This is a genomic window from Pseudomonas sp. RIT357, from assembly GCF_000632245.1.
Classification (GTDB): Bacteria; Pseudomonadota; Gammaproteobacteria; order Pseudomonadales; family Pseudomonadaceae; genus Aquipseudomonas; species Aquipseudomonas sivasensis.
Map to the genome: position 1 here is coordinate 47,274 of NZ_JFYX01000049.1, position 13,023 is coordinate 60,296.

General features: G+C 60.7%; 11 protein-coding genes. 6 read left to right on the forward strand and 5 right to left on the reverse strand.

The window, feature by feature from the left end; all coding sequences use genetic code 11:
• Positions 1–19: 19 nt before the first annotated feature.
• From BW43_RS01040 to dinG, 4 genes are all read right to left on the reverse strand, one after another.
• Positions 20–1,162, reverse strand: coding sequence for an OmpA family protein (locus BW43_RS01040; protein WP_032891596.1), 1,143 nt, complete (start codon positions 1,160–1,162; stop codon positions 20–22).
• A gap of 143 nt (positions 1,163–1,305) precedes the next feature.
• Positions 1,306–2,451, reverse strand: coding sequence for an EstA family serine hydrolase (locus BW43_RS01035; protein WP_032891879.1), 1,146 nt, complete (start codon positions 2,449–2,451; stop codon positions 1,306–1,308).
• Positions 2,452–2,533: 82 nt separating this feature from the next.
• Positions 2,534–4,831, reverse strand: a complete 2,298-nt coding sequence (locus BW43_RS01030) for a beta-galactosidase (RefSeq protein ID WP_032891597.1) — start codon at positions 4,829–4,831, stop codon at positions 2,534–2,536.
• Between the two features lie 88 nt (positions 4,832–4,919).
• Positions 4,920–7,064, reverse strand: coding sequence for an ATP-dependent DNA helicase DinG (gene dinG, locus BW43_RS01025; protein WP_032891598.1), 2,145 nt, complete (start codon positions 7,062–7,064; stop codon positions 4,920–4,922).
• A 99-nt stretch (positions 7,065–7,163) separates the two neighbouring features.
• Between dinG and BW43_RS01020 the strand changes: the two genes are divergently transcribed.
• Positions 7,164–7,628 (forward strand): CopD family protein, encoded by a 465-nt coding sequence (locus BW43_RS01020; protein ID WP_032891599.1) that lies wholly within the window; start codon positions 7,164–7,166, stop codon positions 7,626–7,628.
• A gap of 76 nt (positions 7,629–7,704) precedes the next feature.
• Here BW43_RS01020 and BW43_RS01015 read toward each other — a convergent pair whose 3' ends face one another.
• A complete protein-coding gene (locus BW43_RS01015; protein WP_032891600.1) occupies positions 7,705–8,463 on the reverse strand; it encodes a hypothetical protein in 759 nt (252 codons plus the stop codon).
• A 244-nt stretch (positions 8,464–8,707) separates the two neighbouring features.
• On the opposite strand from BW43_RS01015, the gene BW43_RS01010 reads away from it, so the two are divergent.
• The 5 genes from BW43_RS01010 (at position 8,708) to BW43_RS00990 (ending at position 13,019) form a co-directional block, all read left to right on the forward strand.
• Positions 8,708–9,205 (forward strand): DUF6231 family protein, encoded by a 498-nt coding sequence (locus BW43_RS01010; RefSeq protein ID WP_032891602.1) that lies wholly within the window; start codon positions 8,708–8,710, stop codon positions 9,203–9,205.
• A gap of 4 nt (positions 9,206–9,209) precedes the next feature.
• The gene (locus tag BW43_RS01005) at positions 9,210–9,680 is read left to right on the forward strand and encodes a YchJ family protein (protein ID WP_032891604.1); all 471 of its coding nucleotides are present in this window, start codon (positions 9,210–9,212) and stop codon (positions 9,678–9,680) included.
• A 19-nt stretch (positions 9,681–9,699) separates the two neighbouring features.
• Complete coding sequence (locus BW43_RS01000; RefSeq protein ID WP_032891606.1) at positions 9,700–10,182, forward strand: LEA type 2 family protein; 483 nt, start codon at positions 9,700–9,702, stop codon at positions 10,180–10,182.
• On the forward strand, positions 10,179–10,397 hold the full coding sequence (locus BW43_RS28670) for an SEC-C metal-binding domain-containing protein (protein WP_032891608.1): 219 nt from the start codon (positions 10,179–10,181) through the stop codon (positions 10,395–10,397). Before BW43_RS01000 ends, BW43_RS28670 begins: the two co-directional genes overlap by 4 nt.
• A gap of 180 nt (positions 10,398–10,577) precedes the next feature.
• Positions 10,578–13,019, forward strand: a complete 2,442-nt coding sequence (locus BW43_RS00990) for a penicillin acylase family protein (RefSeq protein ID WP_032891610.1) — start codon at positions 10,578–10,580, stop codon at positions 13,017–13,019.
• The last annotated feature ends 4 nt before the right edge of the window (positions 13,020–13,023 follow it).

Here is a 13,023-nt window from a genome sequence, read left to right on the forward strand (position 1 = left end):
ATCCTTCTGGTTCAGCAGATCAGTTTTTTGCCTGGTCGTTCGCCGGTGCAGCAGCCTTGGCTTTGGCCGGGGCAGTTTTCTTGGCAGCTGGCTTGGCCGGCGCCTTTTTAGCAGCTGGCTTGGCGGCAGCTTTCTTCGCGGCCGGAGCTTTTTTCGCCGCAGCTTTGGCTGCCGGAGCCGGTGCAGGTACGTTCTGCACGGCAACCATTTCAGCAACAGGCGGCGTCTTGCCCGAGTTGTACTTGCTCAGCAGCGCCAACATAGTTGTACGCTGAGTGAACATAATTTCCATGCGACGGTTCAGCGCACGGCCCTGGGTGCTGTCGTTGGCGGCACGTGGCATCAGGTCACCCATGCCACGCAGCATCAGGCGATCCTGCTTCAAACCGCTGAGGCTGAAAATCGAAGCGATAGACTGCGCGCGCTCCCTGCTCAGCGCCTGGCTCGCCGGGGCGGTGCCGGTGGCGTCAACGTGACCCAAGACCAGTACGGCGGTCTTGGGATCTGCTTCAACAGCCTTGGCAACACGCGTGAACGGGCCAAGGGTAACCGGCAACAGCATGGCTGGACGTTTTGGGTTGTAGGAGCCATCGACCGGCACAATCACGACGAGCACGTTGTCGCGACGTTCCAGTTGCAGGTTGCTGTCCTTGATGGCGGCGCGCAGGCGCGGCTCATAGTCGTCCAACCAGGCCTGGGTGATTTTCGGGTCCGGCATCGGCACGTTGGTCACGTCGACCTTGGACAATGGCTTGGGTTTGCTTTCGAACGGCCACCACCAGTGAGTTTCGCTGTCGGTCTTGGCGACGGCTGGTGCAGCGGCAGCGGCCGGAGTGGCGGCCTTGAGGTCGGCTTTCAGGTCTGCGGCCTTGGCATCGGCAGCCTTTTCGTCGGTGCTTTTGGAGGAGAACGGCCACCAGCTGGAGCCGGTGTCAGCCTTGGCTGCCGGAGCAGGCGCAGCGGCTACAGGTGCGGCAGGCTTGGCGCCAGCTGCGGGTTTGGCATCCGGCTTGGCCTCGGTCTGGGTCACGACGTCCTTGGTAGCGGCCTTATCAGATCCAAATGACCACCAATGCCCACCCTCGGCATCATTCTGTGGAGTTTGTGCGCAGCCGGTAATGGTGAGGCAAAGCGCCAGTGCCAAGGACTTGTTCGATAACATGAGATATCCACAAAATGAGAAAAGAAACGGGGGTCTGGATGACCCGTTAAACAGACGCTTACAGAACATTAAAGTTACATCATTTCGTTCAGCGTCTTCTTATAGTTGCCTTTGTAACAAAAAAATGTGAAACAGCAAGGGGTTTACAGACAACCGGCCAATATTCCGACCAACTTCTGTGCACGAGGGTCCATAAGTACATAAGGCCCCAATGTATTAGTCACGAAACCAAACGCTACATCGTGTTCGGGGTCGGCAAAACCTACCGATCCACCTGCACCAGGATGCCCAAAAGCACGCGGGCCAAGGCCGAATGTGGCATTAGGCAACTGCGGTTGATCCAACATGCATCCCAAACCAAAGCGAGTTTGTGTCAATAATGTTTTATCCGGCCCGATACTGTGTTCACGGGTCAACTCTTCGAGCATGTCGGCTTCCAACAAACTACCGCCCAACAAACCACTATAAAAACCCGCCAGGCTACGCGCATTACCGTGACCATTAGCCGCGGGCTGCTGCATGCGTCGCCATTCAGGTTTATTAGTACTGGTCAAAATAGACGGTGGATTGGCAAATGCCCGTGTGGTCATGGCGGTGGGTTCACGCATCATTACTTGCAGTAAACGTTGCGCAGCTTCATCGCCCATATTGCCTTTGCTGCGCGCTATATGGGCAACACGATAAAACTCTTCATCCGCCAGGCCCACATGAAAGTCCAGGTCCAACGGCCGTGCAACGCGCGCCACAATGGATTCACCGGGCCCACGCCCATCGGCGCGGCGCAGCAGTTCGCCGACCAGCCAGCCGTAGGTGATCGCCTCGTAACCATGGCCTTGGCCCGGCGTCCACCAGGGTGCTTCGGCCGCGAGGGTGTCGACCATCAGTTGCCAGTCATACAGGGCCTCGGTGGGCAGCATCTCGCGGATCGCCGGCAAACCCGCCTGATGGCAGAGCAACTGGCGCAGCGTGATGCTTTCCTTACCGGCAGCGGCAAATTCCGGCCAGTACTTGGCAACTGGAGCGTCCAACTGCAACTTACCCTCAGCCACCAATTGCAGGGCCGTGACGGCAGTAAATGTCTTGGTGCAGGAGAAAAGATTGACGATGGTGTCGCTGTGCCAGGCCTCGGCACCGTCCTTGTCAGCGGTGCCGGCCCACAGATCGACCACGGTTTCGCCGCCGATCTGAATGCAAAGCCCGGCGCCACGCTCCTGTGGGTCATCGAACAGCGCGGCAAACGCTTCACGTACCGCTTCGAACTGGAGTTCGTAATGACCCTGAATCTGCACGTAAGCCGCCTCGAAAAACACCATGGAAAGTGGCCGACATTGTTCCAGCCCTTGTAGGTTTTGTGAACCCGTCAGCGATCAATCAATGACCGTTGGCGGAGTGCCCACCGGCATGCCCGGCGCCCTGCCCTGCGCCTTTGCCGTCATGCCCAGACTTACCGCCTTCACCTTCACGGACAGCGCTTGCCGCCTTGGCCTTTTCCGCCTCCTTGCCCAGTTGGTCCACCGCCGCCAGGTTGCTTTTACGCACGCTGTCGACAAAGCCCTGATAAGGCACGTCGGTGATGCCCACCAAGCCGAAGTGGCCGTTTTCACCGTCCAGCAAACGGCCGGTCACGGGTTGGTCCAGGTACTGGAACCAGTGCACACCCACAATCGAAGGTTCGGCCATGGCTTGCTTGAGGAAGTTGGCGTACGCCGCGCCACGGTCCTCTTCCCTGGCCAACTGGGTTACGCCGCCCCAGAACGGGCCACGGTCGGCAGAGCCAAAGTTGAATTCAGTGATCAGCACGGGTTTATCCAACGCGCGCAGCGCAGCGAAGTCGTAACCGTCCTGGGGCTTGAGGGTGTACATGTTGAAGCTCAGCACATCGCAATACTGTGCACACGAAGCCACAGCCTCGGGCGTGCTCACCGCATAGCGACCACCCAGCAACAACTGGTTCGGCGCGTGCCATTTCAGTGAATCGGAGATGGTCTTGAAATAAGCATCGGCAAAGGTTTTCTGGAAGTATTTAAAGTCGGCCTCGATTTCCGGGTGCTCAGGGTTGGGAATCGGTGGTTCAAAGCCTGGATCTTCCATCAGCTCCCAACCCGCCAATTCGATGCCCCAGGCTTTCGACAAGCCTTCTTCATTGCGGTACTTGTCCCGCAATTGTTTGAGGAAAGCGCGTTTGGCTGGAACGTCGGTGGTCATACGCAACGTGCCGTAGGCCAAGGCGTAGCGGGATTTCGGATCATCACCCGGCCCTGCCCAGGCCAGTTCGTTATCGGCAAAGAAGCCGATCAGCCACGGGTCGTCGCGATGGTCGCGGGCAGCAATCGCAACGGCACGCTCGGTCGCCATGGCGAAGCGTGGGTCAAACGGATCGGGCATGCCGCCCCACCAGTCGGTGCCGGTGCTGATGCTGGCGTAATCGCCGACGATCGACAGCGGCAAGGTATAGGGGACGCGGTCGGCACGGGCCAAAGCCTCGTCGCTCCAGTTGCCCACGGTGTTGAAACCCCAGGCTTGCAGGCGGTCTAGGGTGTGAGTCACCCAGCGTTTCTGGTCGAAGCCTTCGCCACCATAGGCCCGCTGCAGGTTGGCGCCATAGAAATCGTACCAACGCCCGGCGCCAAAACTGCGCCCCTCACCCGCACCGTTACCGGTGCGGTTATCGCCGCTGCCGTAATACTTATCCAAGGGCTCACCAGCCTTGGGCAACGCCGCAAACATCCATTCACGACCGGCCACGTAGGTCTGGCTGTTATCCGGGGCCACGGTATTGACGCCCAGGGAGTAGAACGGATGGCCCTCAGGCGTTACCAGATACCAGCGGCCGTCACGCTTCTCCGTGTGGAAAAATCCGCTGGCCTTGAATGCAGGGCCTTTGTTCCAGCCACCAAACTTGTCCAATGCGGACTTATCCCGCGCAGCCAACCAGCCTTGAAGCTGGGTTTGCTCTTTGGCCGCGGCGGCCTTGAGCTGCTCGTCGCTGCTGACCTTCTCTGGCCAACGCGCACGGGTGGATTGGCCATACGTATCCACTAACTCGCTGTAGGCGGCCTTCAATACCGGCTCACTGTCCTGCACACCAAAGCGCTCCAGCAGGATGCTTTGGGCCGCGTTGGGCTTGATCATCGACAACGTCACCGAGACCACCTGGCTGCGGTCGATTTCCCCAGCGCTGCCAGCCAGCAACACACGCTGGCCATCAACAGTAATCGGCATCGGCGGGCCGGCCTTCATGCCCTGACTCAGCGGCGAGTTGGCTTGCAGCGGGATCAGCAGGGTCTGTGCCGGACCGGCCGGCAGGTCGATTCGACTGACCAACGTCTTGCCGTCACTGCTCTGCACCTTGACGTAAAGGGTCAGCGCCCAGTCCATGGCACTCTGAATACGCAGGCTCATGGCGCTGGACTGCGACCAGTCCCACACCCCCGTCTGCGGGCTAAGCACCAAGCTGGGTTCAGCGGCCGGGTTGAAGGTGATACGGCGCAACACCTCACCTTCGGGGGTTTGCTCGGCGTTGTATTGCGGCAGGCTGGCGTCCTGGGTCGCCACCTTGACCACATCGGCAGGCCGGACGAAGTTGAACAGGGTTTGTTGCCCTGCGGGCGCCGCCATCAAGGGCGCAGCGAACAGCAGAGCAAAAAGGGCGGGCAGCGTGCGAATCATACGAGCAAGGTTCTCCCAAACGGCCGGTGAATGGCCTGATGACATTGATGAGATAGACCACGAAGTGGGCGAATCCGCCCACAGTGGCTTAAGAAATTTCGCGCCGGAACGGCGGTAACGCATTCAGGATAGCTTTGCCGTAGCGCTGGGTGACCAAACGACGGTCGAGCAAGGTGATGGTGCCGCGGTCTTCTTCCGTACGCAGCAACCGCCCGCAGGCCTGCACCAGCTTCAACGAAGCATCCGGCACCGAGATTTCCATGAACGGGTTACCGCCCCGCGCTTCGATCCATTCGGCCAACGCGGCCTCTACCGGATCATCCGGCACCGAGAACGGGATCTTGGCGATCACCACGTGCTCGCAGTACGCGCCCGGCAAGTCGACACCTTCGGCAAAGCTCGCCAGGCCGAACAATACGCTGGAGTCCCCGCCGTCGACGCGCGCCTTGTGCTTGTTCAGGGTTTCCTGCTTGGACAGGTTGCCCTGGATAAACACCTGCTTGCGCCAGTCGCGGTCGAGGCCGTCGAACACGTCCTGCATCTGCTTGCGCGACGAGAACAGCACCAGCGTGCCCCGAGAGCCTTCGACCAAGCCCGGCAAGTCACGAATGATCGCGGCAGTGTGGGCCGGCGCGTCCCGAGGATCGGCCTTGAGGTCCGGCACCCGTAACACACCGGCGTCGGCGTGATGGAACGGGCTCGGCACCACGGCGGTGACGGCTTTTTTCGGCAGCCCGGCGCGCATGCGGAACCGGTCGAAAGTGCCCAGGGCCGTCAGCGTGGCGGAGGTGACGAGGCAGCCGTAGGCCACGTTCCACAGATTGCGCCGAAGCATTTCGGCGGCGAGGATCGGGCTGGCATTGACCTCAATATCAAACAGCGCGCCGCTTTCCGACAAGGTCAGCCAACGGGCCATGGGCGGGTTGTCTTCCGGGTCTTCGACGGTAAACGCGGTCCACAGCTCCCAGTTACCTTGGGAACGGGACAACAGGCTGCCGAACAGTGGGTACCACTCCTCGGCCTGGTTACTGGCGATGCCGATATTGACCTCGCCATCCATGCCTTCCTTGAGCAAATCCGTGAGACGGGTAAACAGGTCAGTCAGGCGTGAAAAGCCTTTCTTCAGTTCAATGCCCATTTCGCGCATATGCTCGGGGATCATCCCGCCGACAAAGCGGTGACGTGGGCGCTCACGGCCCTCCACATCTTCGCCGGGCTTGAAGTCGGCGACCTGCTCGCAGGCGCTGAACATGAACTGCTGCTGGGTCTTGATCTCCCGCGCCAGCTCCGGCACCTGCTCAATCAGCTTGCCCAAGTCGCCGGGCAGCGGGTGCTGGGCGAGCAATTTGGTGAGGTTCTTCGCGGTGGTTTCCAGCCAGTCGGCGGTGGAACGCAGGCGCGTGTAGTGGGCGAAGTGGCCGATGGCCTTGTCGGGCAGGTGATGGCCTTCGTCAAACACATAGAGCGTGTCGCGAGGGTCCGGCAGGACGGCGCCGCCGCCCAGGGCCAGGTCGGCCAGGACCATGTCGTGGTTGGTGACGATTACGTCGACTTTGCCCATGCCCTCGCGCGCTTTGTAGAAAGCGCACTGACCGAAGTTCGGGCAATGGCGGTTAGTGCATTGGCTATGGTCGGTGGTCAGGCGTGCCCAGTCGGCGTCTTCAAGGGCGGTGGGCCAGCTGTCGCGGTCGCCGTCCCATTTATTGCCGGCCAGTTTCTCGATCATGCTGGTAAACAGCTTCTGGCTGACTTCATCAACCTCAATCTTGAAGCCTTCTTCTTCGAACAGCGACGCCGTGGCGGTCTGCGCGTGGCCTTCCTGCAGCAGCACATCGAGCTTGGACAGGCACATGTAGCGGCCACGGCCCTTAGCCAGGGCAAACGTGAAGTTCAGGCCACTGTTGCGCATCAGGTCGGGCAGGTCTTTGTAGACGATCTGCTCTTGCAGGGCGACGGTAGCGGTGGCGATCACCAGGCGTTTGCCTGCGGCCTTGGCGGTCGGGATCGCAGCGAGGCTGTAGGCAACGGTCTTGCCGGTACCGGTGCCGGCTTCGACGGCCACGACCGCTGGGTCACCTTCGCGGCGACCTTCGTCGTCGGTGTCGATATCCCCGAGGACCTTGGCCACTTCGGCGATCATCAGGCGTTGGCCGTAGCGCGGTTTCAAGCTCTTGGCTTCGAGAAAACGCGAGTAGGCGCCCTGGATCGTGGTTTTGAGTTCAGTGCTGATCATGGATAGTCGGGCGCAAAAAACGCTGGATAAATTTTCAGTGGTTCGGATCGGCCGCTATCATACCCCGCTAATTAATCCCGCGCAGAACGGAGTACCACAATGACCGCGTTTAGCCTCGCTTACACCCTGCATGTATTGGCCGCCCTGGTATGGGTGGGCGGTATGTTTTTCGCCTGGATGATCCTGCGACCCGCCGCCATGGCGGCACTTGAGGGCCCTGCCCGACTCAAGTTGTGGGCAAATGTGTTTCAACGTTTTTTCGTGTGGGTATGGGTGGCGGTGCTGGTTTTGCCGATCAGCGGTGTGGGCCTGCTGCAACTGCGTTTCAGCGGGTTTGAGACTGCACCGCGTTACGTGCAGGTGATGATGGGCTTATATCTGGTGATGACCGCGTTGTTTATCCGCATCCAGGCGTTGAAATTTCCGGAGTTGAAGGCGGCGGTGGCGGCTGAGGATTGGCCGGCGGGCGCGGCTGCGCTGGGGCAGATTCGCAAGTTAGTGGGGGTTAATCTGATTGTTGGGTTGGTGGTGGTCGCGATTGCTTCGGCTCGGCCGATGTTCTGAGACGACCTTTAGCCCGCTATCGGCAGCAAGCCCCCCACACCCGGAATGCATTCCAAGGTCGGAGGGGCTTGAAGTATCAGAGACGCTGAATAGTCACAGTCCCCGCAGGCCCGACCGGCCCCGGTTGTCCTTCCAAACCAGGACGGCCCTTTTCGCCGCCATCGGCGCGATACACCAGGCAGCCTTTGGATTCCCCGCCTTTGCCCGGTTTGCCCGCTGTACCCGCCAGCCCGCCAGCGCCGCCGTCCACCCAGACCTTGATATGTTCAGCCGGGAAGTCCTTAGGCAACTCCACGCGTACCTGCGCACCTGCGCCCCCCGGCAGGCCATCACCGCCATTATCACCATTGAAACCGCGCCCGGCTGAACCCCATGTGCAACCCGGGTCCACACCATTGGCACCATCAAGCCCGGCATAACCCTGAGCACCGGCGCCGCCACGGGCATCCACCGACAGCTCTTCAGCCGCCAGCGAATTGATGCGCAAGGTCAGGTCTCGACCGGCTTTCGCAGGTTTTTCATGGGTGCCTGGCGCGCCGCGCGAGGTGATCTGGCTGCCATGTTCCAGTTGCGCATGACCCACCTGCAATTGCAGTCCGACAGCGCCGGGGACAATGGCGATACGTGCATCGCGCCCCAAATGCAGCTCATCGACGGTGACCTGGCTGATGGTCGAGGGGATCAGCAAGGTGCCGTAGTCCGCCACTTCCAAGCGTTCCAGCTGCAACACACTGGTGCTGCTGGGCAGGCGCATCAACGAGTTGGTTTCGACACTGACGCTCTGGGCCAGGGCAACGGGGCTGGCCAACAGAGCCAACAGAAAAACCTTACGCATCATGGGGCTCCTGAGTGTTTTCAAATTTTTCTTTGATCGCACAGTAACGACTTCTACAGGCGATTTGCCAGTGAAGGTTCAAAAAACTTGAAAGGGCGGCGATTAAAGAGAGGATCTGTGCCGCGGTACCCCATCCCCGTATTCATTGAGGATGAACATCAAAGTAGGACTTTTCGCCATCACCTGCTCTAGGCCCACACGCTCAGCCGCGCTAGTCTCTACGGTCCTGATGTGAGGATCTCTGATGACCGCTGGTATTTCTGCCCGTACCCCCCAGCAAGCCCTGGCCGCATTGCTCGATCTGCACCAGCCCAAACGCCTGTTGCTGTTGGGTGCCAGCCAGTTCCCGGCGCTGGATGCCTTTAAGGAAGCGCATCCCGACACCCAAGTGTTTGTGGCAACGCCTGGGCCGTTGCCCGCAGAGCTGGCCGCGCTGCGCTTTGACCTGGCATTGGTGGTCGATTGCCTGGAGCACCTGTCAAAACCCCAAGGCCTGACCCTGCTCGGCGGGATTCGCAACCTCAACGCCAGCCGCATTGCGGTGCTGGTGGACCTGGGCGCCTGCGACTGGAAGGACACCGACTTCTTCTCTCTGGCCCTGCAGGCCGGCGAACGCTTCCAGCGCGATGAGCAGGTGCTGACGCTGTTTACCTACGATCTGCTTGACTATAAACAGGTGCCGGACTGGCTCAATGCCCGCTTCTGGGCCAACCCGGAAAATTTCGGTAAGTATTGGTGGTAACCCAATGAGTACATCCATTTGTCCCTGCGGCAGTGGCAACCTGCTGGATGCCTGCTGCGGCCATTATCACGCCGGTCACCCGGCGCCCTGCGCCAGCGCGTTGATGCGCTCGCGCTACAGCGCCTATGTGCTGGGCCTGGTGGACTATTTGGTGGCGACCACATTGCCCGCGCAACAGGCGGGTTTGGATCGCGAATCCATCAGCGCCTGGAGTGCCCAGAGCACCTGGCTCGGCCTTGAGGTGGAAAGCTCGGAGGTGTTCGGCGGCCAGCCGGAACATGCCTTCGTGACCTTTACAGCGCGCTGGCACGACAGCACCGGCGAACATAGCCACCGCGAACAGTCTTCTTTCGTACAGAATGACGGGCGCTGGTACTTCATCGATCCGACGGTGGAGGTGAAGGCTGGACGCAATGACGCGTGCCTCTGCGGCAGCGGGCAAAAATTCAAGAAGTGCTGCTCCAGCTACTTCTAACCACAATAGGACCAACGCCATGCTCCGGATCTACAGCTTGATGCTGGCGTTAATCTTCGGTCTGAGCGGCTGCGCTTCGTGGTTCGAGGACGACGCGCCGCCGCCCCACGTCTCTCTGGTTAAGGTCGAAGTGGTGCGGGCCAAGTTGCTGGAACAGAAATTCAAACTGTACTTTCGCGTAGACAACCGCGACGACGCCGACCTGACCGTGCGCGGCCTGATCTACAAGGTCACCCTGGATGATTTTGTGCTGACCGAAGGCGAGTCCAACGAATGGCTCACCGTGCCGCCCCGAAGCCATGCGTTTTTCAAAGTTTCCGTACGCACCAACCTCTGGCCGCAGATACGCAGTGTCGTGCAGTTGTTGAAAAAACCCGACCAACCCGTGCCCTATCGCTTGGAAGGCGAGCTCAAAACCGGATTATTCATCGGTTATGACGTGCAGGTGGCCCACAATGGCGTGATAATCCCCGGCGATTTTATTCCGGAGCGACATCAATGACTCAGCAACCCCATGTCCATGGTCCTGACTGCAACCACGATCACGATCACGATCACCATGATCACGACCACGGCCACGATCACGGCCATGTCCACGGCCCGAACTGCGGCCACGCTCATCAAGAGCCAGTGCGCAACGCGTTGAAGGACGTTGGCCGCAACGATCCTTGCCCATGCGGCAGCGAGAAAAAATTCAAGAAGTGCCACGGGGCGTAAGCTCGATACTGTAATAGGCGCCCGGCGACGGTTCGGGCATATGAATGGGCACGGAAGGCCAATCCGCCCAAGTCCTCTTGGGCCGTTCATGAAAATAAGGCTGAGCTCCTGCTTGCGTCGGTTCGCCGCGCTCACTAACGTAGCGCCTTTACTGACGCTACCCCCCGCAGGAGCTTTGCCATGGCCTCGCCAGCCCTCTCACATTTTCTCCCCCGGTTCGGCGTTGCCGCGGCAGTGGCCAGTGCATTAAGCCTGGCCGGTTGCCAGCTCCAGAGCACCCAGGACACCTTGCCGCCCGTTGCGGGCGTACAGCCGATCAAAGGCCTGGCACAAAACGTGTCCGTGCGCCGCAATGCCCAAGGCATGCCGCTGATCGAAAGCAACACATTCCACGACGCACTGTTCAGCCTTGGGTATGTGCACGCCAGTGACCGCATCACCCAGATGGTCACCCTGCGCCTGCTGGCCCAAGGCCGTCTGGCAGAAATGTCCGGCCCAGAGGTGTTGGATGTCGACCGCTTCATGCGTGCGGTCAACCTGAAAAAAAGCGCCGGCGAGCTGTACAACGCCTCATCGCCGCGCCTCAAGCGCTTCTTCGAAGTGTATGCCCGTGGCGTCAACGCCTACCTGTTCCGCTACCGCGACAAGCTGCCGCCGGACCTGGCCCAGACCGGCTACAAGCCCGAATACTGGAAGCCGGAAGATTCGGCGCTGTTGTTCTGCCTGCTGAATTTCAGCGAGTCGGCCAACCTGCAAGAAGAGCTCGCCTCTTTGGTGCTCGCGCAAAAAGTCGGCGTCGACAAACTCGCCTGGCTTACCCCAAGCGCACCGGACGAGCCAATCCCACTGGCCGAAGCCGAGAAGCTCAAGGGTGTGAACTTCAGCCAGATCACCGGCCTGGCGGGGCTGGACACCGTCAGCCAGCAACTGGGCAGCCTCAATGCCCTGGCCGTGACCACGTCGAGCAACTGGGCCATCGGCCCGCAGCGCAGCCGCAGTGGCAAGAGCCTGCTGGCCAACGACCTCGCCGCCCAACCGCAAGCACCGTCGCCATGGAGCTACGTGCAGATTCGCGCCCCGAAATACCAGGCCGTCGGCGCCTCGATTGCCGGCTTGCCAACGCTGCTCTCCGGGTTCAACGGCAAAGTCGCGTGGAGCATGAGCACGGTCAAGGGCGATACCCAGGACCTGTTCCTGGAAAAGGTCAAACGCCAAGGCAACGCGCTGTACTACGAGAACAACGGCAAATGGCTGCCGGCCGGCGTGCGTAATGAAACCTTCTTTGTCAAAGGCCAGCGCTCGACTCGCGAAGTTGTCTACGAAACCCGTCACGGCGCCCTGCTCAACAGCAGCCAGGCGCTCACCAGCGGTCTGGGCCTGGCGTTGCAAACAGCCGACTTTAAAGACGACAAGAGCCTGGATGCGTTCTTCGACCTGTCCCGCGCGCAAAACGTCGCCAAAGCCTCGGATGCGACCCGCGAGATTCGCGCCATTGCCTTAAACATGGTGTTCGCCGACGCCACCAATATCGGCTGGCAGGTCACCGGCCGTTTCCCCAACCGCCGCGAAGGCGAAGGTCTGCTGCCGTCGCCAGGCTGGGATACGCGTTTTGACTGGGACGGCTACGCCGACGCGATGCTGCATCCTTATGACCAGGACCCGGGCCAAGGCTGGATCGGCACCGCCAACCAGCGCACCGCGCCGCGTGGCTATGGCATGCAGTTGTCCAACTCCTGGGACGCCCCGGAGCGCAGCGAGCGCCTGGCGCAATTGGCCAATGCCGGCAAGCACGACAGTCGTAGCGTGATCGCCATGCAATACGACCAGACCACCACGTTCGCCGCCAAGCTCAAGACCATGTTCCAGGCTCCGGGCATGGCCCAGCCGCTGAAACAGGCGATTGATGGGTTGCCTGCAGCCGAACAGGCCAAAGCGCGTGAAGCGCTGAATCGCCTGATGGCCTTCGACGGTCGCCTCGTCGCGACATCCGCCGACGCGGCTCTCTATGAGTTATTCCTGCAGGAAAGCACCAAGCAGATCTTCCTCGACGAACTCGGCCCGGAAAACAGCGCCAGTTGGAAAGCGTTTGTCAGCAACGCCAACCTCTCCTACGCCGCCCAGGCCGACCACTTGCTGAGCCGCGAAGACAGCCCGTTCTGGGACGACGTGCGCACACCGCAGAAAGAAGACAAACCGGCGATCCTGGCCCGCAGCCTCGCGGCCGCGATCACCGCGGGCGACATCCAGCTGGGCGCCGATCACAAGGCCTGGCAGTGGGGCAAGCTGCACAGCACCACCTGGAAGAACACTGCTGGCCAAGTCATTCGCGGCCCGTTGGCGTCCGGCGGTGACCACAACACCTTGAACCCGGCGCCGTATAGCTGGGGCCAGGATTTCAACACCACCCAAGTCCCGGCGCTGCGCATGATCGTCGACTTCGGCCAGGTGGAACCGATGATGGGCCAGGGCGGCATCGGCCAATCCGGCAATCCCGCCAGCCCGAGCTACGCCAATGGCATCGACCCGTCGCTCAAGGCGCAATACCTGAGCTTCCCGATGCAGCCGCAGAACTTTGAGAAGGTCTATGGGAAAGCTCGGTTGACCCTGACTCCAGGCAAATAAACCG

Bases quoted from the DNA above. Each gene is read 5' to 3' on its own strand.
- BW43_RS01005 (WP_032891604.1), top strand. From the start codon at position 9,210: ATGAGTACATCCATTTGTCCCTGCGGCAGTGGCAACCTGCTGGATGCC.
- BW43_RS28670 (WP_032891608.1), top strand. From the start codon at position 10,179: ATGACTCAGCAACCCCATGTCCATGGTCCTGACTGCAACCACGATCAC.
- BW43_RS01030 (WP_032891597.1), bottom strand. From the start codon at position 4,831: ATGATTCGCACGCTGCCCGCCCTTTTTGCTCTGCTGTTCGCTGCGCCC.
- BW43_RS01020 (WP_032891599.1), top strand. From the start codon at position 7,164: ATGACCGCGTTTAGCCTCGCTTACACCCTGCATGTATTGGCCGCCCTG.
- BW43_RS01015 (WP_032891600.1), bottom strand. From the start codon at position 8,463: ATGCGTAAGGTTTTTCTGTTGGCTCTGTTGGCCAGCCCCGTTGCCCTG.
- BW43_RS01040 (WP_032891596.1), bottom strand. From the start codon at position 1,162: ATGTTATCGAACAAGTCCTTGGCACTGGCGCTTTGCCTCACCATTACC.
- BW43_RS01010 (WP_032891602.1), top strand. From the start codon at position 8,708: ATGACCGCTGGTATTTCTGCCCGTACCCCCCAGCAAGCCCTGGCCGCA.
- BW43_RS01000 (WP_032891606.1), top strand. From the start codon at position 9,700: ATGCTCCGGATCTACAGCTTGATGCTGGCGTTAATCTTCGGTCTGAGC.
- dinG (WP_032891598.1), bottom strand. From the start codon at position 7,064: ATGATCAGCACTGAACTCAAAACCACGATCCAGGGCGCCTACTCGCGT.
- BW43_RS00990 (WP_032891610.1), top strand. From the start codon at position 10,578: ATGGCCTCGCCAGCCCTCTCACATTTTCTCCCCCGGTTCGGCGTTGCC.